Below are 20,175 nucleotides of genomic sequence, written 5' to 3'. Positions count from 1 at the left end.
GCACAAATCATTGAACTGTCGTATCACTGAGTCAGTAGAAGACAATTACAAGTAGGTTGTGGGATTAAGCGTCACATAGTCCCTAGGCTCGGTCTAGAATACGGTTTTGAGTCACGATTTGCGTATGCGAACCCTTTCTATCATTGGTCCTGGCCGCGTTGGTCGCAGTTTAGGAAAACTGTTTCATCAACTTGAGGTTTTCCAAATTACTTCTGTGATGTCGAGAAGCCTCGAGAGTGCTGTGTCGTCGAGTGCCTTTATTGGTGCTGGCGAACCAGTGATCTCCATCGAGCAGTTGAGTGCGGCCGATGTCTTCATGTTGGCAGTGCCTGATGACGAAATAGAACATCAAGTCTCGCGCTTGCGCCAATATGCATTGGTTGAGACGGACTGCATAGTATTTCATTGTAGTGGATCGAAGTCGTCCAGCATCTTGGCGCCATTACGTGAGTGCGGTGCTCACGTCGCCTCGGTTCATCCAGTACGAAGTTTCGCGGATCCTGCGTTAGTCGTGTCGGACTTTCATGGAACCATGTGCGGTATCGAAGGTGACCAACTTGCTCTTCAAACCCTCAGCGCAGCTTTCGGTGCGATAGGCGCGCGGGTGTTTGAATTATCGCCTGAACATAAGCTTCGTTACCATGCGGCGTCTGTCTTTGCCAGCAATTATTTGGTCACATTAATCGATGTCGCTCAGCAGTGTTATGTGGCAGCGGGGCTCGACCTAGATTTGGCAGCTCGGCTAGCACAGCCATTAGCAAGTAAGACCTTAGAAAATTGTTTTCGCCTTGGCACCACTGCAGCGTTGACGGGGCCTATTAAGCGCGGTGATTTTGAAACTGTGCAGCGACAAGAAAACGATTTATTATCCTTGGATCGAAGCATCGCAGAACTGTACAAAAGCTTCGTGCCGCTCACGACTGAGATCGCCAAGCGCAGTGGCGCAGAATAGTCCAGAACTTTCACTCAAGGCAGCAAAGGAGTCGTGGCCGGTTCTGTAGAAAGCGCCTCCGCACGACTTCGATGTGTTACTCACTATTCCGAGAAATAGACGCTGTTGCGACCTGCTTCTTTGGCTTGGTAGAGTGCGACGTCAGCACGTTCGAACATGCTGTCTTCGGATTCGTTGGACTTGTATTCCGCTACACCCATGCTAACCGTGAGGGACAATCGTCCCTTAGCCAAGTCCGTGGTGCGTGAGAAATCATTCGCTGCGATGGTCGCACGCAGATTCTCAGCGATCGAAGTTGCCTTCTCAAGAGAGCAGTTCTTGAGAAGTAGCAAGAACTCTTCTCCGCCCCAACGGCATATCACATCACTCTCCCTCAGAGAGCGCTTGGCAATTGCGGCAATCTCTTTCAATACATGATCACCGATTAAGTGCCCGTGCTTGTCATTGATTTTTTTAAAGTGATCAATGTCCAGAAGTGCTACGCATAGAGGTTGGCGTGAACGTTCACTATCGAGTATTGCTTGTTGAAACACGAAATCGAATGCCTGTCGATTAAGCAGTTTTGTCAGTGGATCCGTGGCAGCCGATTTTTCAATTCGATTCTGGTATCGACGAATCGATAGCAAAACGATGAGCATGACAGTCAAAGTAATCCCTAAGCCAATCGCAGCATTCATCATCAGCAATCGGTGCAAAGGCTTGAGTTCACCATCAAAACTTTGTTCCACCAATAGATGCCAACCAAGTTCTGGAATGTAGCGTGAGTTCAGGTAATAATTTTCTGTGTCGGTGCTGTATTCAAGATGCAAGGAGTCATTCTTGCTGCTGGCCAAAATTTGTTTGGCCAGTGTTTTTACGCCAGGGATGCTGTCGATGTTCGCCTTTTTATGCGTGAAAGCACTGCCACTCAACACCACATTCCCTTTTTTATCGACGAAGTAGATACTGCGATTGAAGCGGGTTTGGTAGCTATCAATCAGATGCTTCATGGTATCTAAGGTCAAGCCTATCCCAACCGCACCAATGAACTTGCCCTCATAGTTGACCACACGATAATTGGTAAAGATGGTCATATTGTCGCGATTTGCCATGTCGGGGTCGACATTGGTCTCGTACTGCGCTTTGAGATTGCGAACGCGGAAGAACCATTGGTCGCGTGGCTCATTGTCTTTGATGACTTTTAAAAGTCCGTCTGGATAATAGTAATTCTTGGTGATATCGCTGACGAAGAAACTTGAGATAGCGTTGTTCTTTAGTTTGACTTCTTTGAGGTACTTAGAGATCTGGCCGATGTCTTGCTCACCATCGATGACCCAGTCACGCACAAATGTATCATTGGCCATCTGCGCCGACACGAATACGGGGCGCAAAATATCTTTTTGAATCTCGGAGTAAATATTGTCGCCAGTGATCGGTAATGCATTCTCAGACAGACCTCGTTGAAGAGTCTCTCTGGAGACATAGTAGCTGGTCGCCAAGACCGCAACAAAACCGAGGATCAGAATTAAAGAAATCCAAACCAATAGATAGTATTGCTTGTATGACTTTCTCATAGATCCAAAGGCGTACGAGGCGAATTAATAGAGGTTGTAGGTATTTCGTAGAAAATATGAAGCGTGATGCCTGCCCATTTTTTCGACTGCGGGCAGACTTTGCTCTGGTGAGAAGCTACGTTCGCAGGTCTTAGGATCATACTATAAAACAACATTTTTTCGAACCGAAGAAGGGCTATTGTGTCTTTTTTAATGGAATTTGTGCCTCATTTTTCGCCGCTGTTATGATCTGCACTGGCAAAATCCAGAGTTGCCCACATATTCGCTGTCTCACCTCGAACCAAAGCAGAACTCCCTCGGTTCGACTCGCCGATTATTTTTAGCTCATGAAAGGGGCTTATGAGTAAGCATCAATCGACCAGTAAACTGGTTCAGGCGCATGTAAGTAAGTCCGAGTGGGCATCCTACTTCTTAGCAGCCATCGCATTGTTCTTGGTACTGAAGATGGGTTTGTTGGTCGCCTTATTTTCTGGGCTGGTGTTGTATTCTCTGGTGCGATTACTGGTGCCGACAATTCAGAGGCGGGTCAGCAATCGGTATGCACGTTTGATTGCCGTGGGTTTTTTATCAAGTCTTGTCATAGTCAGTCTTAGCGTCGGCATTTGGGGCTTGATTGCTTTCTTCCGTAGCGACGCTGGTAATTTGCAGACACTGATGCAGAAACTGGCGGATATGGTTGAAGCATCCCGCCAACAGTTACCGATGTGGATTAGCAGCGCAATTCCAGAAGACGTCGATGGACTAAAACGGATTCTGATTGATACGCTTCGTGAGCATGCTGGTGAAGCGAAAGTATTGGGGCAAGAGGCGGGCCATATCATTGTCCATGTTCTGCTCGGGATGATCATCGCGAGTATGGTTGCCTTGCAGGACGCCAACCCTGAGCATTCGAAGCGACCATTCGCCCTCGCTCTGTCTCAGCGATTAGAAAATTTGGCGGAGATTTTTCACCGTGTTGTGTTCGCACAGGTGAGAATTTCATTCATCAATACGATTTTTACCGCGATATTTTTGGCAGTGGTTTTACCGATGGCAGGGGTTCATCTGCCATTAGTGAAGAGTATGATCGCGATTACTTTTATTGCCGGTTTGATTCCTGTTATTGGCAATATTATTTCGAATACGGTGATTGTCATCGTCAGTCTTTCTCACTCTTTACAAATGGCGGTTGTGTCGCTGAGCTTTATGATCGTGATTCATAAGCTCGAGTATTTTCTCAATGCGCGTATTATCGGCTCACAGGTCAATGCGCGAGCGTGGGAATTGTTGGCCGCGATCTTGGTGATGGAGACCTTGTTCGGATTGCCAGGTGTCGTCGCCGCGCCGGTTTTTTATTCATATTTGAAAAAAGAATTGAGTGACCGCCAACTGGTCTAGAGTCTCAGTAGCGGACTCAACGTGCGGGTGACAGAACCGTGTGATTTCGAAGTATGCATTATTCATCAATGAGAAGGACAACATCATGATTTTGGAATTAGCAGATATCCGTATCCAGGCGGGCAAACAAGCGGAGTTTGATCAAGCAATCTTGAAAGGCCTGAATGAAGTGATCGCCCATGCGAAGGGATATCGTGGCTTTAAGGTCAACAAGGGGATTGAATCACCAGAGCGTTACGTGCTGATGATCTTTTGGGATACCTTGGAAAACCACACGATAGACTTCCGTCAATCGGAGGCTTTTACTGCATGGCGCGCGATTGTCGGCCCGTATTTCGCGGTGCCACCAGTGGTTGAGCACTTTGATTTATTGGGCAAGTCAGTCTGACGAAAAACGTCAACGACGGAAAACACTTACAATGAGGAAGTTTTTCGCTATTTGCCCTGGGTTTGTGTGCCTTAGAAGTAGAGTTTGTGACGCGGTTTGCGCGTCGTAGTAAAAATTATTGAAAGTGGATTAAGTTCATTATGGTTCCGCATCTTGCGACTGCGCTCAACGGTCCTTTGCTTGAGTTTGAAAAGAAAATTTTGGAAGCGACACCCGCGATTGAGCGTTGGTTCCGTCTCGAATGGCAGGAGCATACTCCGCCATTTTATTGTTCGGTTGACATGCGCAACTCGGGCTTCAAGTTGGCACCCGTCGATACCAATTTATTCCCAGGCGGTTTTAATCATCTTTCGTCCGAGGTCTTGCCCTTAGCAGTACAAGCTTCGATGGCGGCCATTGAAAAATACTGTCCTGATGCACGCAATTTATTGGTGATTCCTGAGGAGCGTCCTTGCGGTACTGCGTATTGGCAAAACATTGCGCGACAAATGCAAATCTATCGCCAAACGGGATTGAATGTCCGTCTCGGAAGTCTTGATGAAAACATGAAGGAGGCACGTAATATCGCGCTGCCTGATGGAAGTGAATTGACCATCGAACCTTTACAAAGATCTGCTAACGGTCGCCGTCTAGGATTGAAGAATTTCGATCCCTGTACGATTTTGTTGAATAATGATTTGTCCGAAAAGATTCCGACCATTCTCGAAAATATTCACGAACAGACTTTGCTGCCGCCACTGCACGCAGGTTGGGCGATGCGACGCAAGACGAATCACTTTGCTAGTTATGATGAAGTGGTCAAGAAGTTCGCCAAAATGGTGGAGATTGATCCGTGGATGATCAATCCGTTTTATGCCAAAGTGACGGATGTTAATTTTGATGAAGGCACGGGTCTCGAAGCCTTGATGTCGACGGTTGATACCATCCTTTCTAAGATCAAGAAAAAATACAAAGAATACGGCATCAAAGAAAAGCCTTTCGTGATTGTCAAAGCGAATGCTGGCACTTGCGGCATGGGTATTATGACGGTGCGTGATTCGCGTGAGGTACTCGAACTCAACGCTAAGCAGAAATCGAAGATGACAGTGGTCAAAGATGGACGTGCAGTGCGTGAGTTTATCGTGCAAGAAGGTGTGTACACCTTTGAGCAGATCGATGAGACTGTGGCTGAACCGGTGGTCTACATGATCGACCGCTACGTGGTTGGTGGTTTTTACCGTGTTCATCAAGATCGTGGTGTTGATGAGAATCTCAATGCGCCAGGGATGGAGTTTGTGCCCTTGGCCTTCGCTCAACAACATGCGGTTCCGGATATGCGTGCCAAGCCCGGCACAGCTGCTCCGAATCGTTTCTATATGTACGGTGTCGTGGCGCGTTTGGCATTATTGGCGGCCTCACTGGAGTTAGAGAAAACTGATCCACATCCAGAAATCTATTAAAAAGCAAACTATGAAAATCGCTTTCATCACTGATCCCTTATCAACTTTTAAAATCTATAAGGATTCGACTTTTGTCATGATGCGCGAGGCAGCGCGCCGTGGTCACCAGTTATTTGCCTTCGAACCGCAAGATATGGCCTTGGTGAATGGTGTGGTGAAGGCGCGTGCGTGTTCAATTAACTTGACTGGCAATAGCGATGTTTGGTACGAAGAAGGCGAGAAAATCGATCTAGCCTTGCAAGAGTTCGATGCGGTTTTGCAGCGCAAAGATCCACCGTTTGATATGGAATACATTTATGCCACCTACTTGCTCGATCTTGCCGAGAAAGCGGGAGTAAAAGTATTCAATAAACCATCGGCGATTCGCGATCACAATGAAAAACTCAGTATTGCGCAATTCACTCAGTTCACGACGCCGACTTTGGTGACGCGGGACGCTAAACGTATTCGTGAATTTTTCGCCGAGCATCAAGATATTATTTTGAAGCCGCTTGATGGGATGGGCGGTGCGGGCATTTTCCGCATCGGTGCCGACGGCATGAATTTGGGCTCTGTCATTGAAACCTTGACCTCAAATGGTGCCCACACCATCATGGTACAAAAATACATTCCTGCGATTGTTCATGGCGATAAACGCATTCTGCTGATCGGCGGGAAAGTCGTTCCATTTGCATTGGCGCGCATTCCACAGAATGGCGAAGTGCGTGGTAATTTAGCCGCGGGTGGGGTTGGTGTCGCTCAAGAGCTCAGTGCGAGAGATCGTGAAATTGCTGAAAGTTTGGCTCCGACTCTATACCAACGCGGCTTGTTGCTGGTAGGATTAGACGTTATTGGAGACTGTCTGACGGAAGTCAATGTGACGAGCCCGACTTGTTTTCAAGAGATCATGCAACAAAAAGGTTTTGATGTCGCAGCGATGTTTATCGATGCGCTTGAACACGCCGTCAGCGCGTAAATTCTGCCGAGGTAGGGAAAGTTAGGTTATTCATGGTTGGTTTGCTTTTACTGACGCATGCACCACTTGGGTCGGCTTTTATACAGGCCGCCTCCCATGTTTTTCGCGGAAGACCTGAGCGTATCGAGGCGATTGATGTCATCGCTGATCAAAATTTGGACGAAGTGAATCAGCTAGCACGTGAAGCGATCAATCGTCTCAATGATGGCTCCGGAGTGTTGGTATTGACGGATATTACCGGTGGTACTCCAGCGAATTGTTGCATGAAGTTGGCGGACCCAACCGAGGTTGCAGTGGTTGCCGGGATTAGTCTGCCGATGCTGTTACGTGCGATTACCTATCGACATGACACCTTGGATGTGGTGGTCGAAATGGCCCTTGCGGGAGGCCAAAATGGCGCCACAAGAGTCGACAATCGCATTCGCATCGGCGCGACATAACTGTGCTTGGTCGTTTTTGAACGATATCGTTGCGCCAACAAGAAACTAGTAAAGAATTCCGAAGATTGGGTTAATAGTTTGAAGTAAACGACAGGATAGAAAACGATGATTCAGCAAGAGATCGAGATTATCAATAAGTTGGGACTGCATGCCCGTGCCTCGGCGAAGTTGACGCAGCTCGGTGGTAAATTCAAAAGTGAAGTCTGGCTGACGCGCAATAATCGTCGTGTAAACGGTAAGTCCATCATGGGTGTGATGATGCTTGCCGCTGGCAAAGGTAGCAAGATTTTGCTGGAAACAAATGGCGAAGATGAACAGGCTTGTTTTGATGCGATTGCGGCGCTCATCAATGATAAGTTTGGCGAAGGTGAGTAACATGATTGAGAGCGCTGAGTGAAATCTTCCTTGACGCAAGCGCTCCTCTCAAAACGCTGTCAAAAAAGGCAGCTTACAGAAATCGTCTGACACTACATGCTGTAAAAACAAAAAAAGAATGTGGAGATAACAGGTGGCGTCGTTTACTTTGCAAGGCATTCCAGTTTCACGCGGTATCACGATTGGACGAGCTCATCTTTTACGTCCAGCGGCGATGGATGTGCAACACTATCTTATCGCTCAAGAACAAGTTGAAGCTGAAGTACTACGCTTGCAGCAAGCGATTGAGCAGGTTCAACGTGACTTACAATCACTCTGGTCAGATTTGCCAACTGATGCGCCGACCGAGCTTGGTGCTTTTCTCGATGTACATGCCTTAATCTTGTCGGACCCGATGTTGTCGGAGGCACCGCTCGATATTATTCGCACCCGCCATTACAACGCCGAGTGGGCCTTGGTAACCCAAGTCGATGTGCTTTCAGCGCAATTCGATGAGATCGAAGATGAATATCTGCGCGAGCGCAAGGCGGATATTCAACAAGTTGCCGAGCGTGTTTTAAAGATCCTGACGGGGACAGCGCAACAGCTGCCGCGCGCTTTAGGTGTTGATGAACAAAACGCAAACATGATTGTCGTAGCGCGTGATATTTCGCCTGCTGACATGATGCAATTTCGTGATGTGGCCTTCACCGGTTTTGTGACTGATGAAGGTGGTACCAATTCGCATACCGCTATCGTCTCACGTAGTTTAGGTATACCCGCCGTCGTGGGACTTGGCAATGCATCACAACTTATCGAACACGATGATTGGTTGATTATCGACAGCGACGCTGGCGTTGTGATCGTTGCTCCATCACCGCTCTTGATTTCGCAATATCGAGATCGACAAGCGCAGATCTTGAAAGAGCGCAAAAAGTTATCAAAACTAAAGAAAACACCCGCGATCACGCTCGATGGTGTTGAGATCCAATTATTGGCCAATATTGAATTGCCGGAAGATGCTCATGCAGCGATGGAAGTTGGCGCGTCGGGTGTGGGTTTGTTCCGCTCTGAATTTTTGTTCATGGGACGCACTGGAGCCGAAGCTGTATTGCCCACTGAAGAGGAACAGTTTCAAGCTTATAAAACTGCAGTCCAGACCATGAAGGGACGTGCTGTCACGATTCGGACGCTCGACGTTGGCGCCGATAAACCGCTGGATAGTGCTGAGCATAATATTCTGAATCCAGCGCTTGGTTTGCGAGCAATTCGTTACTGTTTGAAAGAGCCAAAAATATTCCTGACGCAATTGCGGGCGATCTTGCGGGCCTCAGCGTTTGGACATGTTCATATTTTGATCCCGATGTTAGCCCACGCTTTCGAAATCGATCAGTCTCTCGCGATGATTGAGCAAGCCAAGCAGGAGCTTCGTTCAGAGGGCGTTGATTTCGATGTCAATGTAAAAGTTGGTGCGATGATCGAAGTGCCGGCTGCAGCACTGAGTTTGCCGATGTTTGTAAAGAAGCTCGATTTCTTATCGATCGGTACCAATGACTTGATTCAGTACACGCTAGCGATTGATCGCGCTGACCATGAGGTCGCGCATTTGTACAACGACACCCATCCAGCAATTTTGCAACTGCTTGATATGACAGTCAGTGCAGCGGATCGGGCCGGCATTCCCGTTGCCATTTGCGGCGGTATGGCGGGGGACATTAAGTTGACGCGCCTATTGATCTCAATGGGTTTTCGTGAGTTATCGATGCCCGCAGCTATCCTGCCGGAAATCAAACAAGAAATTCTGCGCAGTGATATCGGACGCTTGCAGCCCTATGTCAAAAAGATACTTCGTAGCTACGAACCTAAGTTAATCCAAGACTTACTTGGCGTTATACGCACACAAGAATTTTCATAGATTCTCCAAATCGAAACCTTCGCCATGTTTTACATGTTAATAAAGGCGAAAGTAGGCATTTTTACACGTTGCGAAATTGCCACTAGGAAATGTTGGTTTCCCTGCATATTTGATCTTAAACCAAGAAAGCCAGTGGTTTTTTGCCACTTGGTGACTTGCCAATAGGCAAAAATGGAGTATATTCTAATCAAGCGGTAGACCTTTTTTCTATGGAGTTCTGCCGCTTTTTTGACTGAGAAATTTCTGTCGAGTTTTTCTTCGATCCAGACCTTTCTCAGGTAGCGCCGGCTCAGTTTGCAGGTAAAAATGGCTGTAATGACTGGGAAACTCAAACCTAACTTGGCTGAAATAAAATGAACTTAACTACAATGAAAGTGGGTAAGCGCCTCGGGCTCGGTTTCGCACTCGTGTTGGTATTGTTGATTGCGGTGACGGCACTCGGCATTTCCCGCATGTCTTCAATTCAAGACCGTCTTGAAAACATCGTCAATGTAAGCAATAAGCAAAGTCGCATGATTCTTGATATGCGTGCCATTGTGTACGATCGTCAAGTCTCGCTGCGAAATTTGACCTTGTTGACCGATATCGATGATATGGCCAAGGACCTGCAAAAGATCGAGAAGCAGGGTAAGGATTATTCAGATTTGGAAGCCAAACTGGTCAAGTCACTTGAGGCGGATCCTAACTATAGCAAAGATGAAAAGGAACTCCTGAAGCGCCTCAAAGAAAAAGAAGAAGCTGCTAAACCTTTGCCAAATATGGCGAAGGATTTGGGGTTGGCGAATAACCCGGAGATGGCAACAATCGCCTTAATCAAGAAGATTCGGCCAGTGCAGGACGCATGGTTGGCGGTGTTGGACGAGATGGTAAAAGTCGGCGATAAGCAGGCCGCTGCCGTGGCTGAAGAGGCTCGTTCATCGTTTAGTAGTGCGCGAAACTGGTTGTTGTTGTTAGGCGGTGTGGCGCTAGCACTCGGTGTTATCGCGGCGATTTTTATTACCCGTAGTTTGGTGAAGCAGTTGGGTGGCGAACCTGATTATGCTGCTGAAATTGCGAGCAAGATTGCTTCGGGCGATTTGTCGGGGGTGATTGATTCTGAGCCAGGTGATACTGACAGTTTGATTGTTGAAATGAAGACGATGCGAGACAGCTTGGTCAATATTGTCGGTCAAGTTCGGGTTGGAACAGATACCATCGCAACGGCTTCGCGCGAAATCGCTTCTGGTAACTTGGATCTCTCCTCACGTACTGAACAGCAAGCGAGTTCACTTGAGAAAACCACGGCTTCGATGAAGGAATTGACGACGACCGTTAAACAAAACGCGGATAACGCACGTGAAGCGAATAAGCTTGCAGCTTCTGCGTCTGATGTGGCTCGTCAAGGCGGCGCAGTCGTGGCAGAAGTGGTTGATACTATGAGCTCGATCAATGAGTCTGCGAAGAAGATCGTGGATATCATTAGCGTGATTGATGGGATCGCTTTCCAAACAAATATTCTTGCTTTGAATGCCGCGGTTGAAGCTGCTCGAGCTGGTGAACAGGGACGTGGATTCGCTGTCGTGGCATCAGAAGTTCGTAGTTTGGCGCAGCGTAGTGCGGCTGCCGCGAAAGAAATTAAAACGCTGATCGGCGACTCTGTTGAGAAGGTAGAAATCGGTAGCAAATTGGTTGGCCAAGCAGGCGCAACCATTGATGAGGTTGTGTCAAGCGTTCGTCATGTGACCGATATCATTGCCGAAATTAGTGCTGCCAGCCAAGAACAAAGCAATGGTATCGAGGCTGTGAATCTTGCGATCATCGAAATGGATGGCATGACGCAACAAAATGCGGCATTGGTTGAGCAAGCTGCAGCCGCTGCACAAAGTTTGCAGGATCAAGCGGGTGAGCTGGCCAAAGTTGTTAGTATCTTTAAGTTGAATGCCGGCGAGCAGAGCATGTTCACGCAACGTCAAGCTCCTGCAGCTAAGCCAGCACCAGCAGCAGTCAAGCCGCAGGTAAAAGCCTCTGTAAAATCTTTGCCAGCGGCGAAGCCAGCACCGAAAAAGGCGGCTCCTACTAAGTCGAATGACGATGATTGGGAAGAGTTTTGAATCGAGTCTTTGAATCTGTGTCCAAGTAAGAGGTGAGATGATGCGAATCAATAAATTGATGTTGGCAGTGATTATGTTGATCGGTTTGGGTGTAACGGGAATCAGCCAGGCGGCCGTGAATCCGCCCGTGATTGACAACAAGTCTTGTGAGCAGCCGAAGTACCCAAAGGCATCCTTGATGAATGAAGAAACGGGTACTGTGACGTTGGGTTTTTTGATTGGTGTAGATGGGAAGGTGGTCGAATCAAAAGTCGAAAGTACCAGCGGCTCTAAAAGCTTAGATAAGGCAGCACTACAAGCACTGAGCCTGTGTAAATTCAAACCCGGTTCAAAAGATGGTAAAGTGGAACAAATGTGGGTGAAGATGGATTTCGTTTGGAAGTTCTAAGACCCACCGTTTGAGTTCGTGATGATGTATTCAGAGATGTTCACCGTTGTGTTCGATTAATAAAATATACAAGCGAGTTTTTTTATGAATCCCAAAATTTCTGCAATCGTTTCATGTCTGTTGATCGCTGTGTCGAGTACGGTGCATGCTGCAGAGGTTGCGCCAGTGATCGATAGCAAATCATGCGATCCTCCGAAATATCCTAAAGCGGCTTTGATGAACGAAGAGACCGGCACGGTTTCGATGGGATTCTTGGTTGGCGTTGATGGCAAAGTGGTTGAATCTAAGATTGAGAAATCGAGCGGCTCAAAGAGTTTGGATAAGGCAGCACTGTCTGCTTTGAGTTTATGTAAGTTTAAGCCTGGTACGAAAGACGGGAAGCCAGACCAGTTGTGGGCGAAGGTTGATTTCGTTTGGAAGCTTGAATAAAGTTTGCGAGAATGCGGTATAGCCCGTCACTTTTTGTGGCGGGTTTTTTTTTATGTTCTGGATCGATTGAGAAACTTGAGGATAGTATGTATTTGACATTTGTTGACGGAGAATGGCACGAAGGGAATGTTCCGCTGATGGGGGCGATGGACCATAGCGTATGGTTGGGCTCCTCGGTATTCGATGGCGCTCGAGCAGTTGCCGGTCGTCTGCCAGATTTGCGATTGCACCTCGAACGTTCAATTCGAAGCGCTCAAGCCTTAGGCCTAGAATGCCCCTATGATGCTGAGCAAATGGAGGCACTGTGTCGCGAGGGTGTGAAACGTTTTCCTGCGGATGCAGAGCTCTATATTCGACCGCTTATCTTTGGGCGTGACGGATTGTTGGTGCCCACTCGATCCGGCTTTGCGCTGACACTGTTTGATGCGCCCGTGCCTCATTTCGCTGGCTTTAGCGCCTGCCTATCATCGCTGCAAAGACCTAGTCCGAACATGGCTCCAACCATCGCAAAGGCATCTTGTCTCTATCCGAATACGACCCGTGCTTTGGTTGAGGCGAAACAACGCGGTTTCGATAACGCAGTGGTGTGTGACCCGATTGGGAATGTCGCTGAATTCGCGACAGCAAATTTGTTTTTTGTCGACAAAGATGGGCACATTGTGACCCCAGTCGCGAATGGTTGTTTTCTGTCAGGTATCACTCGAGCACGAGTGATTAAACTTTTGTCTGAGGCCGGTCATGTGGTGCATGAGCGCTCGGTCAAACCAAGTGAATTGCTGGAAGCACGAGAGATATTTAATACCGGTAATTTCGCCAAAGTGATGCCATGCACCCGTTTCGAAGATCATGAGATGCCAGTGGGACCGATTGTACAGACCGCTCGACGCTTATACTGGGAGTTTATGGCAAATACTTAGTGTGCCTTAGGTCTTGATTTGACTAAAAAGGGCCAACATTCGCGCCTCTATTGTGCGTGCAAACTGTTGGCCTTTTGAATTATGTAGCGTCTCGATGAAATCTTCGCCGAGTTGTTTGAAGTCATCGATGGAGTCGGCCCGTTCAACTTTGAGTTGCAGAGTGAAGCCGCGCAAGCCCAGGTTCGCTTTGATTGAATCCGTAAAAAATTGTCTGATCGTCGTGAGTGTCACAACGTTGACCGTGTTGTTCGATGATTCAATCACAGGGTGGTTGGACTGATCGATTTTAGACACAATATCTGAGGCCACTGGTGCAACCTGCTTTGTGCCCGCTCCTTGAGGCGTAATGGCGGCATCTTGGGTGATTCTTTCGATGAAGCCCGCACTTAAGAGTTCCTCTAGGTGAGTGGCATTAAGGCCGATTGTTGCCAACCGACGAATGAGTTCCTCGCCGCTATGCTTTCCATCGATCATCACGAGTAGCGGACGTAGTTTGGAAGACAGATGATATGCGCGACTAGCGATTTCCTCTCTACCCTTGTCGGTCTTATCGTAGAAAGCGTCGAGAATTTTTTCCATGGTTTCCTCTTACTCGCGTTGATCGCTTGGTCTGCATTTGATTTGATATGACGATAAGCGATTTAATACACTTTGGAGCATCTCAAAAGCACGTATTTGTCATGTCGCAAACTTTTAACTAATTTATTAAATTTTTACCATGTTGAAAATGCCCTTGGAGTGGTTGTGTTGTTTTTGCATGACAGCAAAAAGGCCCACCGAAGTGGGCCTTTTCTAGAGTACGGGGATCCGAATTTGTAGCTTAATCACCATCGTAGATATCGATGTCTTTCGTTTCCTTCACGAACAACATACCGATCACGAAAGTCACTGCCGCGACAATAATTGGATACCACAATCCGTTATACATGTTACCGGTTTGCGCCACAATTGCGACACCTGTTGCTGGCAACAAGCCACCGAACCAGCCGTTACCAATATGGTATGGCAAGGACATGGAAGTATAGCGAATACGTGTTGGGAACATTTCAACTAGCATTGCAGCGATAGGACCATAGACCATCGTGACGAATACAACCAAGATGGAGAGAATACCGATGACCAATGGTTTGTTGATCTTCGCAGGGTCTGCTTTGGCAGGGTAACCTGCTGCACGCAAGGCATCGCCAACTGTTTTCTTGAACGCTGTGTCCTTCGCTGTCGCATCTGCTTTTGCTAGACCGACTGCGGAGTAGGATTCAATTGTGGTGCTACCAATCGCGATGGTTGCTGGTCCTTTGCCTTCGACAATGTCATAACTTGCGGAGTTCGCTGCGAGAACTTGCTTCGCAATGTCGCAAGAGGTGATGAACTTACGAGTACCGGTTGGGTTGAATTGGAAAGAGCATTCTTCAGGATCCGCTGTCACGACGATTTTGTTGGCTGATTGTGCTGCAGCCAAGGCTGGGTTAGCAGCTTCCGTGAGAGCCTTGAAGAGTGGGAAGTAGGTCAATGCAGCGATTAAGCAGCCGGCCATGATGATCGGTTTGCGGCCAATCTTGTCAGACAAGGCACCGAACACGACGAAGAATGGTGTGCCAATAATCAAGGATGCTGCGATCATCAAGTTCGCTGTTGCGTTGTCTACTTTGAGTGTGTTGGTCAAGAAGAACAAAGCGTAGAACTGACCGGTGTACCAAACTACGGCTTGACCAGCTGTCAGACCCACTAAGGCGAGGATAACGATCTTCAAGTTGCTCCACTTACCGAAAGACTCGGTCAACGGTGCTTTAGAAACTTTGCCTTCAGCTTTCATTTTTGCGAACGCTGGGGACTCATTCATGGACATACGAATCCAGACCGAGATCGCCAACAAAATGATGGAGACCAAGAACGGGATACGCCAGCCCCAATCAGCGAATGCTTCCTCACCAACGGCTGTGCGAGAGCCAAGGATCACTAACAAGGACAAGAACAAACCGAGTGTCGCGGTGGTTTGAATCCAAGAAGTGAACAAACCGCGTTTGCCACGTGGAGCATGCTCTGCAACGTAGGTCGCAGCACCACCGTATTCACCACCGAGTGCCAAGCCTTGCAGCATACGCAAGACAATTAAAAGGACGGGTGCGGCAATACCAATCACCTCATAGCCAGGTAAACAACCGACGATCGCGGTAGAGCCACCCATGATCACAATCGTGACTAAGAATGTGTATTTACGACCAATCATGTCGCCTAAGCGACCGAAGACCAGAGCACCAAATGGACGCACAATGAAACCTGCGGCGAATGCCAGCAAGGAGAAAATCATTTGAGAATTTGGATCGAGGGCGGTAAAAAATTTCTTACCGATGATGGTGGCTAAGGTGCCGTACAGGTAGAAGTCGTACCATTCGAAAACGGTACCTAAGGAAGAGGCGAAGATGACCTTCTTCTCTTCCTGACTCATTCCTTCAGATGCAACTGTTGCGGTGCTCATAAAGTCTCCTTTTTGTGATTGTGTTTTTGATACGAATTAGTGCTACGAATTCCTCATATATTTACGCTCCCGCCTCATAAACTATCAATTTTGCTCACAAATGACAATTGAAATTTGTCAGGAATTGAAAAATTGCATCACTTCGTTCAGAAACGTTGTGAAAAGAAAAAAATAAGTGAAAAGCTTATTGGTGATTTACTATGATTAGGGCTATTTGATAATGAACTTACACGATTCAGTTGCAATCGAGTTTGTCATTGAAGAGATGTTTGCGGAAAATCAAAAGTGATGGGAGTGCCATGTCAACAGCGATGAATGATTTTGATTGCGATGTGTTGGTGATCGGCGGTGGCATCAATGGTGTTGGAATCGCAAGGGATGCAGCAGGACGTGGTTTGCGTGTGATCTTGTGTGAGAAAGATGATCTTGCATCGCACACATCGTCAGCTTCGTCCAAGCTTATTCACGGGGGCTTGCGTTATCTCGAGTACTACGAATTTGCGCTAGTTCGAAAAGCCTTACAGGAACGAGAAGTGCTCATGCGGCTCGCGCCGCACATTATTTCGGCGCGACGCTTCATCATGCCGCATCAGGCACATTTGCGTTCTCAATGGCTGATTAGGGCTGGATTGTTTTTGTATGATCAACTCGCACGCCGAGATTTGTTACCTGCGTCGTCCGCAATTGACTTGCGCAAACATGTGGCAGGCGCACCCTTGAAAGCCGATATGGTGCAAGGGTTTGAATATTCCGATGCGTGGGTCGACGATGCCCGCTTGGTGGTCTTGAATGCAGTGAGTGCCGCTGAATTGGGAGCGCAAATTTGCTGTCGTACCGAGTGTTTGGATCTGCAGCGTAGGGATTCAGCTTGGTATGCAGAGTTGGGCAATCGCCAAGGTGTTCTGCGTCGTGTTCGCGCTCGAGCAGTAGTTAATGCCAGTGGTGCGTGGGCGGCTGAGTTGCAACATCGTTACTCGCCGACTTTGCCCCGAAAGGAGTTGAGGTTGGTACAAGGCAGTCACATTGTCGTGAAGCGATTGTTTGAACATGACTATGCCTATATTTTCCAAAACAGTGATGGACGTATTGTTTTTGCTCTTCCATACGAGTCTGAATACACCTTAGTTGGCACCACTGATCTTGAATTTAAAGGAGATCAAAATCACCCCCAGATTAGTGCCGCGGAGATTGAGTACTTGCTGAATCTTTGCAACCATTATTTTCAAAAGCAAATTGGAGTGAAAGATATCGTTTGGACTTACTCTGGTGTTCGTCCCTTAGTCGATGATGGGAAGGCTGATGCGAAGGCCATCACGCGCGATTATCGCTTGGAGCTAGATCAATCTGGCGCGCCGATTCTGCATATTTTTGGCGGTAAGATCACGACCTTTCGAAAATTAGCCGAGCAAGCTTGCGATCAGTTGCTTGCGGCGCTTGGCCGATCGAATCAAGCGTGGACCGCTCATGCGGTGTTACCAGGCGGGGATCTATTTCAAGCCATGCCTAGCAATCAAAATGTGAAGCAATTCGAGCAATTCTGTGAACAAGCATGCAGCGCCTATCCATTCTTGCCGAGCACATTGGTGCGGCGTTACGTGAGCTTATATGGAACGCGATTGCACCAAATGCTTAAGGATTGCACCGCTTTGGAAAACTTAGGGCAAGAGGTTCTACCTAGCTTGTACCAAGTAGAGATTGAATATCTGCGCAGCTGCGAATTCGCTGTGACGGCGCAGGATATTCTCTGGCGCCGTACCAAATTGGGTTTGCACTGCGGTCCAGAGGCCGCTTCTGTATTAGAGACTTGGCTCGTCGCGCATCCCGTAGTTTGACTTAAGTGAGTACCACGGCGGCCGAATCTTGGTTCGGTTCATCGCCGTTTTATGCTTTCCATCCCCTGTAATCTGCAGTACGTCGCTCTTCGATATTCAAGACCTTAGCTTCACTTTACAGTAACACCATAGCAAAGCGCCTTTTGCTTTGAGTGAACGAGGGGAGAACAAGATGAACAAGACCGAATATATGAACCTCTTGCAACATGAAATGCAAGACCTACCGAGTGATGTCCAGTCTCGCCTAAAGGCAGAAATCGAACAAAAATTTTCGGCAGCAATGGCGAGCGGAAAAACAGAAGCGGAAATCTGTGAACAGTTGTCGCATCCGCGAGTTGTCGCTGCACAAGCACGAGCAAGTACTCGGTTTCAGCATTTGAAGAAGGAATTTAGCGTCGGCAATTTCTTCGGCCTCATCATCGCATTGATCGGCTTGATGATTTTCAATGTCATTATGATTGTTCCGACCTTCGCCTATGGCATTTTCTTGTTTGCATCGTACATCGGTTCGCTCGCAGTGTGGACCGCTGGCGTATTGGTCTTAGCGGCGAGTATGTCCGGCGTACCTGAGATCAGTTTTAAAGCAGGGCCGCAGCATTGGCATACTCATAGTCACCATGGCTTCGACCACAAACATCATGGTCTCAAAAACATCAGTGTTGATGTGAACGAGCACGGTATTGTGATTGATAAAGACGGCGCAAAGGAAATTGTCGATGCGGTTTCGAATTCCGGACCAAGTGCGATGCATTTTGACGGCGAAGTTTCAACCATCACGATCAAGAATCAGATGAAAACCCATCACTTTTTCCTTGGCGCAGGATTGCTCGTACTTGGAACAGGATTCATGTTGTTGTGCTTGATGTTGACGCGCTTGAGCTTTATTGGATTAAAAAAATACTTGTTATGGAATCTCGCGGTATTGCGCGCGCCATTGTCAGCATAAGCAAGTCCATGACGGAAAGGAAATTATTATGAAGATCTACGCAAAAATTGGCCTTGGATTGATCTGTTTTGGCTTCTTCTTGAGTGTATTGGGGGCGATCGCGATTCGCACACACGCGCCAATCATTGAAGCAAACCAAAAGAAGGCGGCAGCGCTTGATACCACTCAAGCGGTGAAACAAGAAACTCAAGCAGCATCGGCACCCGCGACCCCAGTTGCAACGCAGAGTAGCGCCTCTGTTGCGGCGCAAAATTCGAGTGTCAAGAAACCTTAAACCTTGTGATACCAATTCCCGTTTGGGCGAGTCTTGGACTCGCCTTTTTTTTGTCCATCCTAGCGTGTTTGCACAGAGTTATCCATACATACAATCGCTTTTGTCAGGCTTATGCGTCTCGAATGGTTGAAGCAAAAATACATATTTGCCGTAATCATTGCAGCTTTAATTGCACTATCCCTTATTCTAAGATAATCTTTGAGCGTTCGTTTTTTTTGGCATTTAGTAGTGGAACTCAATTGAACATTGCAACTTTGGTGAGTGCATGTCGAAGCGGTTCTGGAATCTGTGGCACAGATACAGGTTCTTTCTTTCACCTTGATAGATTTGGATTTATGACTACTTTCCACCGTAAGAGCGCTTTAATTTTCTTGTTCGCTGTAAGCCTCATGGGCAGCGCGATGGCTCAGCAAAACTCTGTGCAATTTATGGGGGCGGCGAACGCAAAAGTAGCTAAAGCCGCGGCCTTGAAGTCAAAATGGGATGGCCCGACTTCTGGTCCTAAATTGCTACATGATAAGAAGATCGTCTTTATCGCCGGCGACATGAGTGACGCTGGTACTTTTGGGGTTTTTAGTGGCATTAAGGAAGCGGTCACTGGAGCCGGTTGGCAAGTATTGTCAATCGATTGCCGTGGACGTTGTAATCAATCGGCGAATGTGGTGCAGCAAGCACTCGATATGAAACCCGCAGGAATTGTATTGGCCGGTGTTGATGCAGCGAGTCAAACCAAAGGTTTAACAGCGGCCGCTGTAGCGAAAGTGCCTGTTATAGGGTGGCACGCAAGTTTCAAAGCGGGACCGGTGCCTGGACTCTTTACGAACATCACATCTGATCCTAAAGAAGCCGCGCAGTTGGCCAGTTTATACGGCGCAGTCGAATCCAATAATAAGACGGGCATCGTGGTGTTCACAGATACGTCAAATCCTTATTTGGCGACGAAGTCCGGTGCAATGGTTGAAGTGTTGAAGCAATGCGATACCTGCCGTATTTTGAGTATTGAAGATTTGCCGGTGATGGAGTCTCGCAAAAAATTTGCTGGTGTGATTGAGGGACTAGTCAAACGTCATGGCAGCAAATGGACTCACATTATTTCGATAAATGACATTTATTTTGATTGGATGGATAAGCCAGAAATCGAAAGTCTGCTGGAAGCGAATAAGTTGCGCGGCATTTCCGCTGGCGATGGTTCGACCTACGCATACAAACGTATTCGCAAGAATGATTTGCAAGTGGGAACAGTTCCAGAACCTCTAGCTTTGCATGGTTGGCAGATTGTTGATGAACTCAATCGTGCCTTGTCTGACGCTGCACCAAGTGGTTACCATGCGCCTTTGCATTTGGTGACGCAACAGAACATCAATTACGACGGTGGCCCGAAAGACATGTTTGATCCTTCCAACGATTTCCGTGCGAAGTATTCTGCCTACTGGGGCAAATAGTAGTGCAG

The 20,175-nt window shown here is 47.6% G+C and carries 19 protein-coding genes; 16 read left to right on the top strand and 3 right to left on the bottom strand.

The window, feature by feature from the left end; all coding sequences use genetic code 11:
- Positions 1-124: 124 nt before the first annotated feature.
- The gene (locus RF679_RS17770) at positions 125-952 is read left to right on the top strand and encodes a Rossmann-like and DUF2520 domain-containing protein (RefSeq protein WP_309481963.1); all 828 of its coding nucleotides are present in this window, start codon (positions 125-127) and stop codon (positions 950-952) included.
- A gap of 83 nt (positions 953-1,035) precedes the next feature.
- Here RF679_RS17770 and RF679_RS17765 read toward each other — a convergent pair whose 3' ends face one another.
- The gene (locus tag RF679_RS17765) at positions 1,036-2,505 is read right to left on the bottom strand and encodes a sensor domain-containing diguanylate cyclase (RefSeq protein WP_309481962.1); all 1,470 of its coding nucleotides are present in this window, start codon (positions 2,503-2,505) and stop codon (positions 1,036-1,038) included.
- Positions 2,506-2,844: 339 nt separating this feature from the next.
- On the opposite strand from RF679_RS17765, the gene RF679_RS17760 reads away from it, so the two are divergent.
- From RF679_RS17760 to RF679_RS17710, 11 genes are all read left to right on the top strand, one after another.
- Entirely contained in the window at positions 2,845-3,882 is a 1,038-nt protein-coding gene (locus RF679_RS17760; protein ID WP_309481961.1) for an AI-2E family transporter, read from the top strand.
- Between the two features lie 85 nt (positions 3,883-3,967).
- Positions 3,968-4,270: an antibiotic biosynthesis monooxygenase family protein gene (locus tag RF679_RS17755; protein ID WP_309481960.1), complete on the top strand. Its 303-nt coding sequence runs from the start codon at positions 3,968-3,970 to the stop codon at positions 4,268-4,270.
- 140 nt (positions 4,271-4,410) lie between these two features.
- Positions 4,411-5,709 carry a glutamate--cysteine ligase gene (gene gshA, locus RF679_RS17750; protein WP_309481959.1) on the top strand — a complete coding sequence of 433 codons (1,299 nt, stop codon included), beginning with the start codon at positions 4,411-4,413 and terminating at the stop codon, positions 5,707-5,709.
- Positions 5,710-5,719: 10 nt separating this feature from the next.
- Positions 5,720-6,664 carry a glutathione synthase gene (gene gshB, locus RF679_RS17745; protein WP_309481958.1) on the top strand — a complete coding sequence of 315 codons (945 nt, stop codon included), beginning with the start codon at positions 5,720-5,722 and terminating at the stop codon, positions 6,662-6,664.
- A 32-nt stretch (positions 6,665-6,696) separates the two neighbouring features.
- Positions 6,697-7,104, top strand: coding sequence for a PTS sugar transporter subunit IIA (locus RF679_RS17740; RefSeq protein WP_309481957.1), 408 nt, complete (start codon positions 6,697-6,699; stop codon positions 7,102-7,104).
- A 105-nt stretch (positions 7,105-7,209) separates the two neighbouring features.
- A complete protein-coding gene (locus RF679_RS17735; RefSeq protein ID WP_309481956.1) occupies positions 7,210-7,479 on the top strand; it encodes an HPr family phosphocarrier protein in 270 nt (89 codons plus the stop codon).
- Between the two features lie 133 nt (positions 7,480-7,612).
- Positions 7,613-9,373: a phosphoenolpyruvate--protein phosphotransferase gene (ptsP, locus tag RF679_RS17730; RefSeq protein WP_309481955.1), complete on the top strand. Its 1,761-nt coding sequence runs from the start codon at positions 7,613-7,615 to the stop codon at positions 9,371-9,373.
- Positions 9,374-9,726: 353 nt separating this feature from the next.
- The gene (locus RF679_RS17725; protein WP_309481954.1) at positions 9,727-11,463 is read left to right on the top strand and encodes a methyl-accepting chemotaxis protein; all 1,737 of its coding nucleotides are present in this window, start codon (positions 9,727-9,729) and stop codon (positions 11,461-11,463) included.
- Between the two features lie 37 nt (positions 11,464-11,500).
- A complete protein-coding gene (locus RF679_RS17720; RefSeq protein WP_373921705.1) occupies positions 11,501-11,851 on the top strand; it encodes an energy transducer TonB in 351 nt (116 codons plus the stop codon).
- Positions 11,852-11,935: 84 nt separating this feature from the next.
- Positions 11,936-12,280 (top strand): energy transducer TonB, encoded by a 345-nt coding sequence (locus RF679_RS17715; protein WP_309481953.1) that lies wholly within the window; start codon positions 11,936-11,938, stop codon positions 12,278-12,280.
- 86 nt (positions 12,281-12,366) lie between these two features.
- Positions 12,367-13,197, top strand: coding sequence for a branched-chain amino acid aminotransferase (locus RF679_RS17710; protein ID WP_309481952.1), 831 nt, complete (start codon positions 12,367-12,369; stop codon positions 13,195-13,197).
- A gap of 6 nt (positions 13,198-13,203) precedes the next feature.
- Here RF679_RS17710 and RF679_RS17705 read toward each other — a convergent pair whose 3' ends face one another.
- The gene (locus RF679_RS17705; RefSeq protein ID WP_309481951.1) at positions 13,204-13,776 is read right to left on the bottom strand and encodes a hypothetical protein; all 573 of its coding nucleotides are present in this window, start codon (positions 13,774-13,776) and stop codon (positions 13,204-13,206) included.
- A 241-nt stretch (positions 13,777-14,017) separates the two neighbouring features.
- Positions 14,018-15,673 carry an MFS transporter gene (locus RF679_RS17700; RefSeq protein ID WP_309481950.1) on the bottom strand — a complete coding sequence of 552 codons (1,656 nt, stop codon included), beginning with the start codon at positions 15,671-15,673 and terminating at the stop codon, positions 14,018-14,020.
- A gap of 299 nt (positions 15,674-15,972) precedes the next feature.
- On the opposite strand from RF679_RS17700, the gene glpD reads away from it, so the two are divergent.
- The 4 genes from glpD (at position 15,973) to RF679_RS17680 (ending at position 20,167) form a co-directional block, all read left to right on the top strand.
- A complete protein-coding gene (gene glpD, locus RF679_RS17695) occupies positions 15,973-17,505 on the top strand; it encodes a glycerol-3-phosphate dehydrogenase (RefSeq protein WP_309481949.1) in 1,533 nt (510 codons plus the stop codon).
- Between the two features lie 172 nt (positions 17,506-17,677).
- Entirely contained in the window at positions 17,678-18,451 is a 774-nt protein-coding gene (locus RF679_RS17690; RefSeq protein ID WP_309481948.1) for a DUF1700 domain-containing protein, read from the top strand.
- A gap of 28 nt (positions 18,452-18,479) precedes the next feature.
- The gene (locus tag RF679_RS17685; RefSeq protein ID WP_309481947.1) at positions 18,480-18,725 is read left to right on the top strand and encodes a hypothetical protein; all 246 of its coding nucleotides are present in this window, start codon (positions 18,480-18,482) and stop codon (positions 18,723-18,725) included.
- A 335-nt stretch (positions 18,726-19,060) separates the two neighbouring features.
- Positions 19,061-20,167, top strand: a complete 1,107-nt coding sequence (locus tag RF679_RS17680) for a substrate-binding domain-containing protein (RefSeq protein WP_309481946.1) — start codon at positions 19,061-19,063, stop codon at positions 20,165-20,167.
- Positions 20,168-20,175: the final 8 nt, after the last annotated feature.

It is taken from the genome of Undibacterium cyanobacteriorum (assembly GCF_031326225.1).
GTDB classification, from domain to species: Bacteria; Pseudomonadota; Gammaproteobacteria; order Burkholderiales; family Burkholderiaceae_D; genus Undibacterium; species Undibacterium cyanobacteriorum.
Note: the sequence above shows the minus strand (reverse complement) of the source record. Positions and strands in the feature narration are given on the sequence as shown.

What these genes read in the sequence shown, in the direction of transcription:
- RF679_RS17725 (WP_309481954.1), top strand. Translation starts at nt 9,727, where the DNA reads ATGAACTTAACTACAATGAAAGTGGGTAAGCGCCTCGGGCTCGGTTTC.
- RF679_RS17720 (WP_373921705.1), top strand. Translation starts at nt 11,501, where the DNA reads ATGATGCGAATCAATAAATTGATGTTGGCAGTGATTATGTTGATCGGT.
- RF679_RS17690 (WP_309481948.1), top strand. Translation starts at nt 17,678, where the DNA reads ATGAACAAGACCGAATATATGAACCTCTTGCAACATGAAATGCAAGAC.
- RF679_RS17735 (WP_309481956.1), top strand. Translation starts at nt 7,210, where the DNA reads ATGATTCAGCAAGAGATCGAGATTATCAATAAGTTGGGACTGCATGCC.
- gshA (WP_309481959.1), top strand. Translation starts at nt 4,411, where the DNA reads ATGGTTCCGCATCTTGCGACTGCGCTCAACGGTCCTTTGCTTGAGTTT.
- RF679_RS17755 (WP_309481960.1), top strand. Translation starts at nt 3,968, where the DNA reads ATGATTTTGGAATTAGCAGATATCCGTATCCAGGCGGGCAAACAAGCG.
- RF679_RS17765 (WP_309481962.1), bottom strand. Translation starts at nt 2,505, where the DNA reads ATGAGAAAGTCATACAAGCAATACTATCTATTGGTTTGGATTTCTTTA.
- gshB (WP_309481958.1), top strand. Translation starts at nt 5,720, where the DNA reads ATGAAAATCGCTTTCATCACTGATCCCTTATCAACTTTTAAAATCTAT.
- RF679_RS17770 (WP_309481963.1), top strand. Translation starts at nt 125, where the DNA reads ATGCGAACCCTTTCTATCATTGGTCCTGGCCGCGTTGGTCGCAGTTTA.
- RF679_RS17700 (WP_309481950.1), bottom strand. Translation starts at nt 15,673, where the DNA reads ATGAGCACCGCAACAGTTGCATCTGAAGGAATGAGTCAGGAAGAGAAG.
- RF679_RS17740 (WP_309481957.1), top strand. Translation starts at nt 6,697, where the DNA reads ATGGTTGGTTTGCTTTTACTGACGCATGCACCACTTGGGTCGGCTTTT.
- RF679_RS17705 (WP_309481951.1), bottom strand. Translation starts at nt 13,776, where the DNA reads ATGGAAAAAATTCTCGACGCTTTCTACGATAAGACCGACAAGGGTAGA.
- RF679_RS17760 (WP_309481961.1), top strand. Translation starts at nt 2,845, where the DNA reads ATGAGTAAGCATCAATCGACCAGTAAACTGGTTCAGGCGCATGTAAGT.
- RF679_RS17685 (WP_309481947.1), top strand. Translation starts at nt 18,480, where the DNA reads ATGAAGATCTACGCAAAAATTGGCCTTGGATTGATCTGTTTTGGCTTC.
- glpD (WP_309481949.1), top strand. Translation starts at nt 15,973, where the DNA reads ATGTCAACAGCGATGAATGATTTTGATTGCGATGTGTTGGTGATCGGC.
- RF679_RS17710 (WP_309481952.1), top strand. Translation starts at nt 12,367, where the DNA reads ATGTATTTGACATTTGTTGACGGAGAATGGCACGAAGGGAATGTTCCG.
- RF679_RS17680 (WP_309481946.1), top strand. Translation starts at nt 19,061, where the DNA reads ATGACTACTTTCCACCGTAAGAGCGCTTTAATTTTCTTGTTCGCTGTA.
- RF679_RS17715 (WP_309481953.1), top strand. Translation starts at nt 11,936, where the DNA reads ATGAATCCCAAAATTTCTGCAATCGTTTCATGTCTGTTGATCGCTGTG.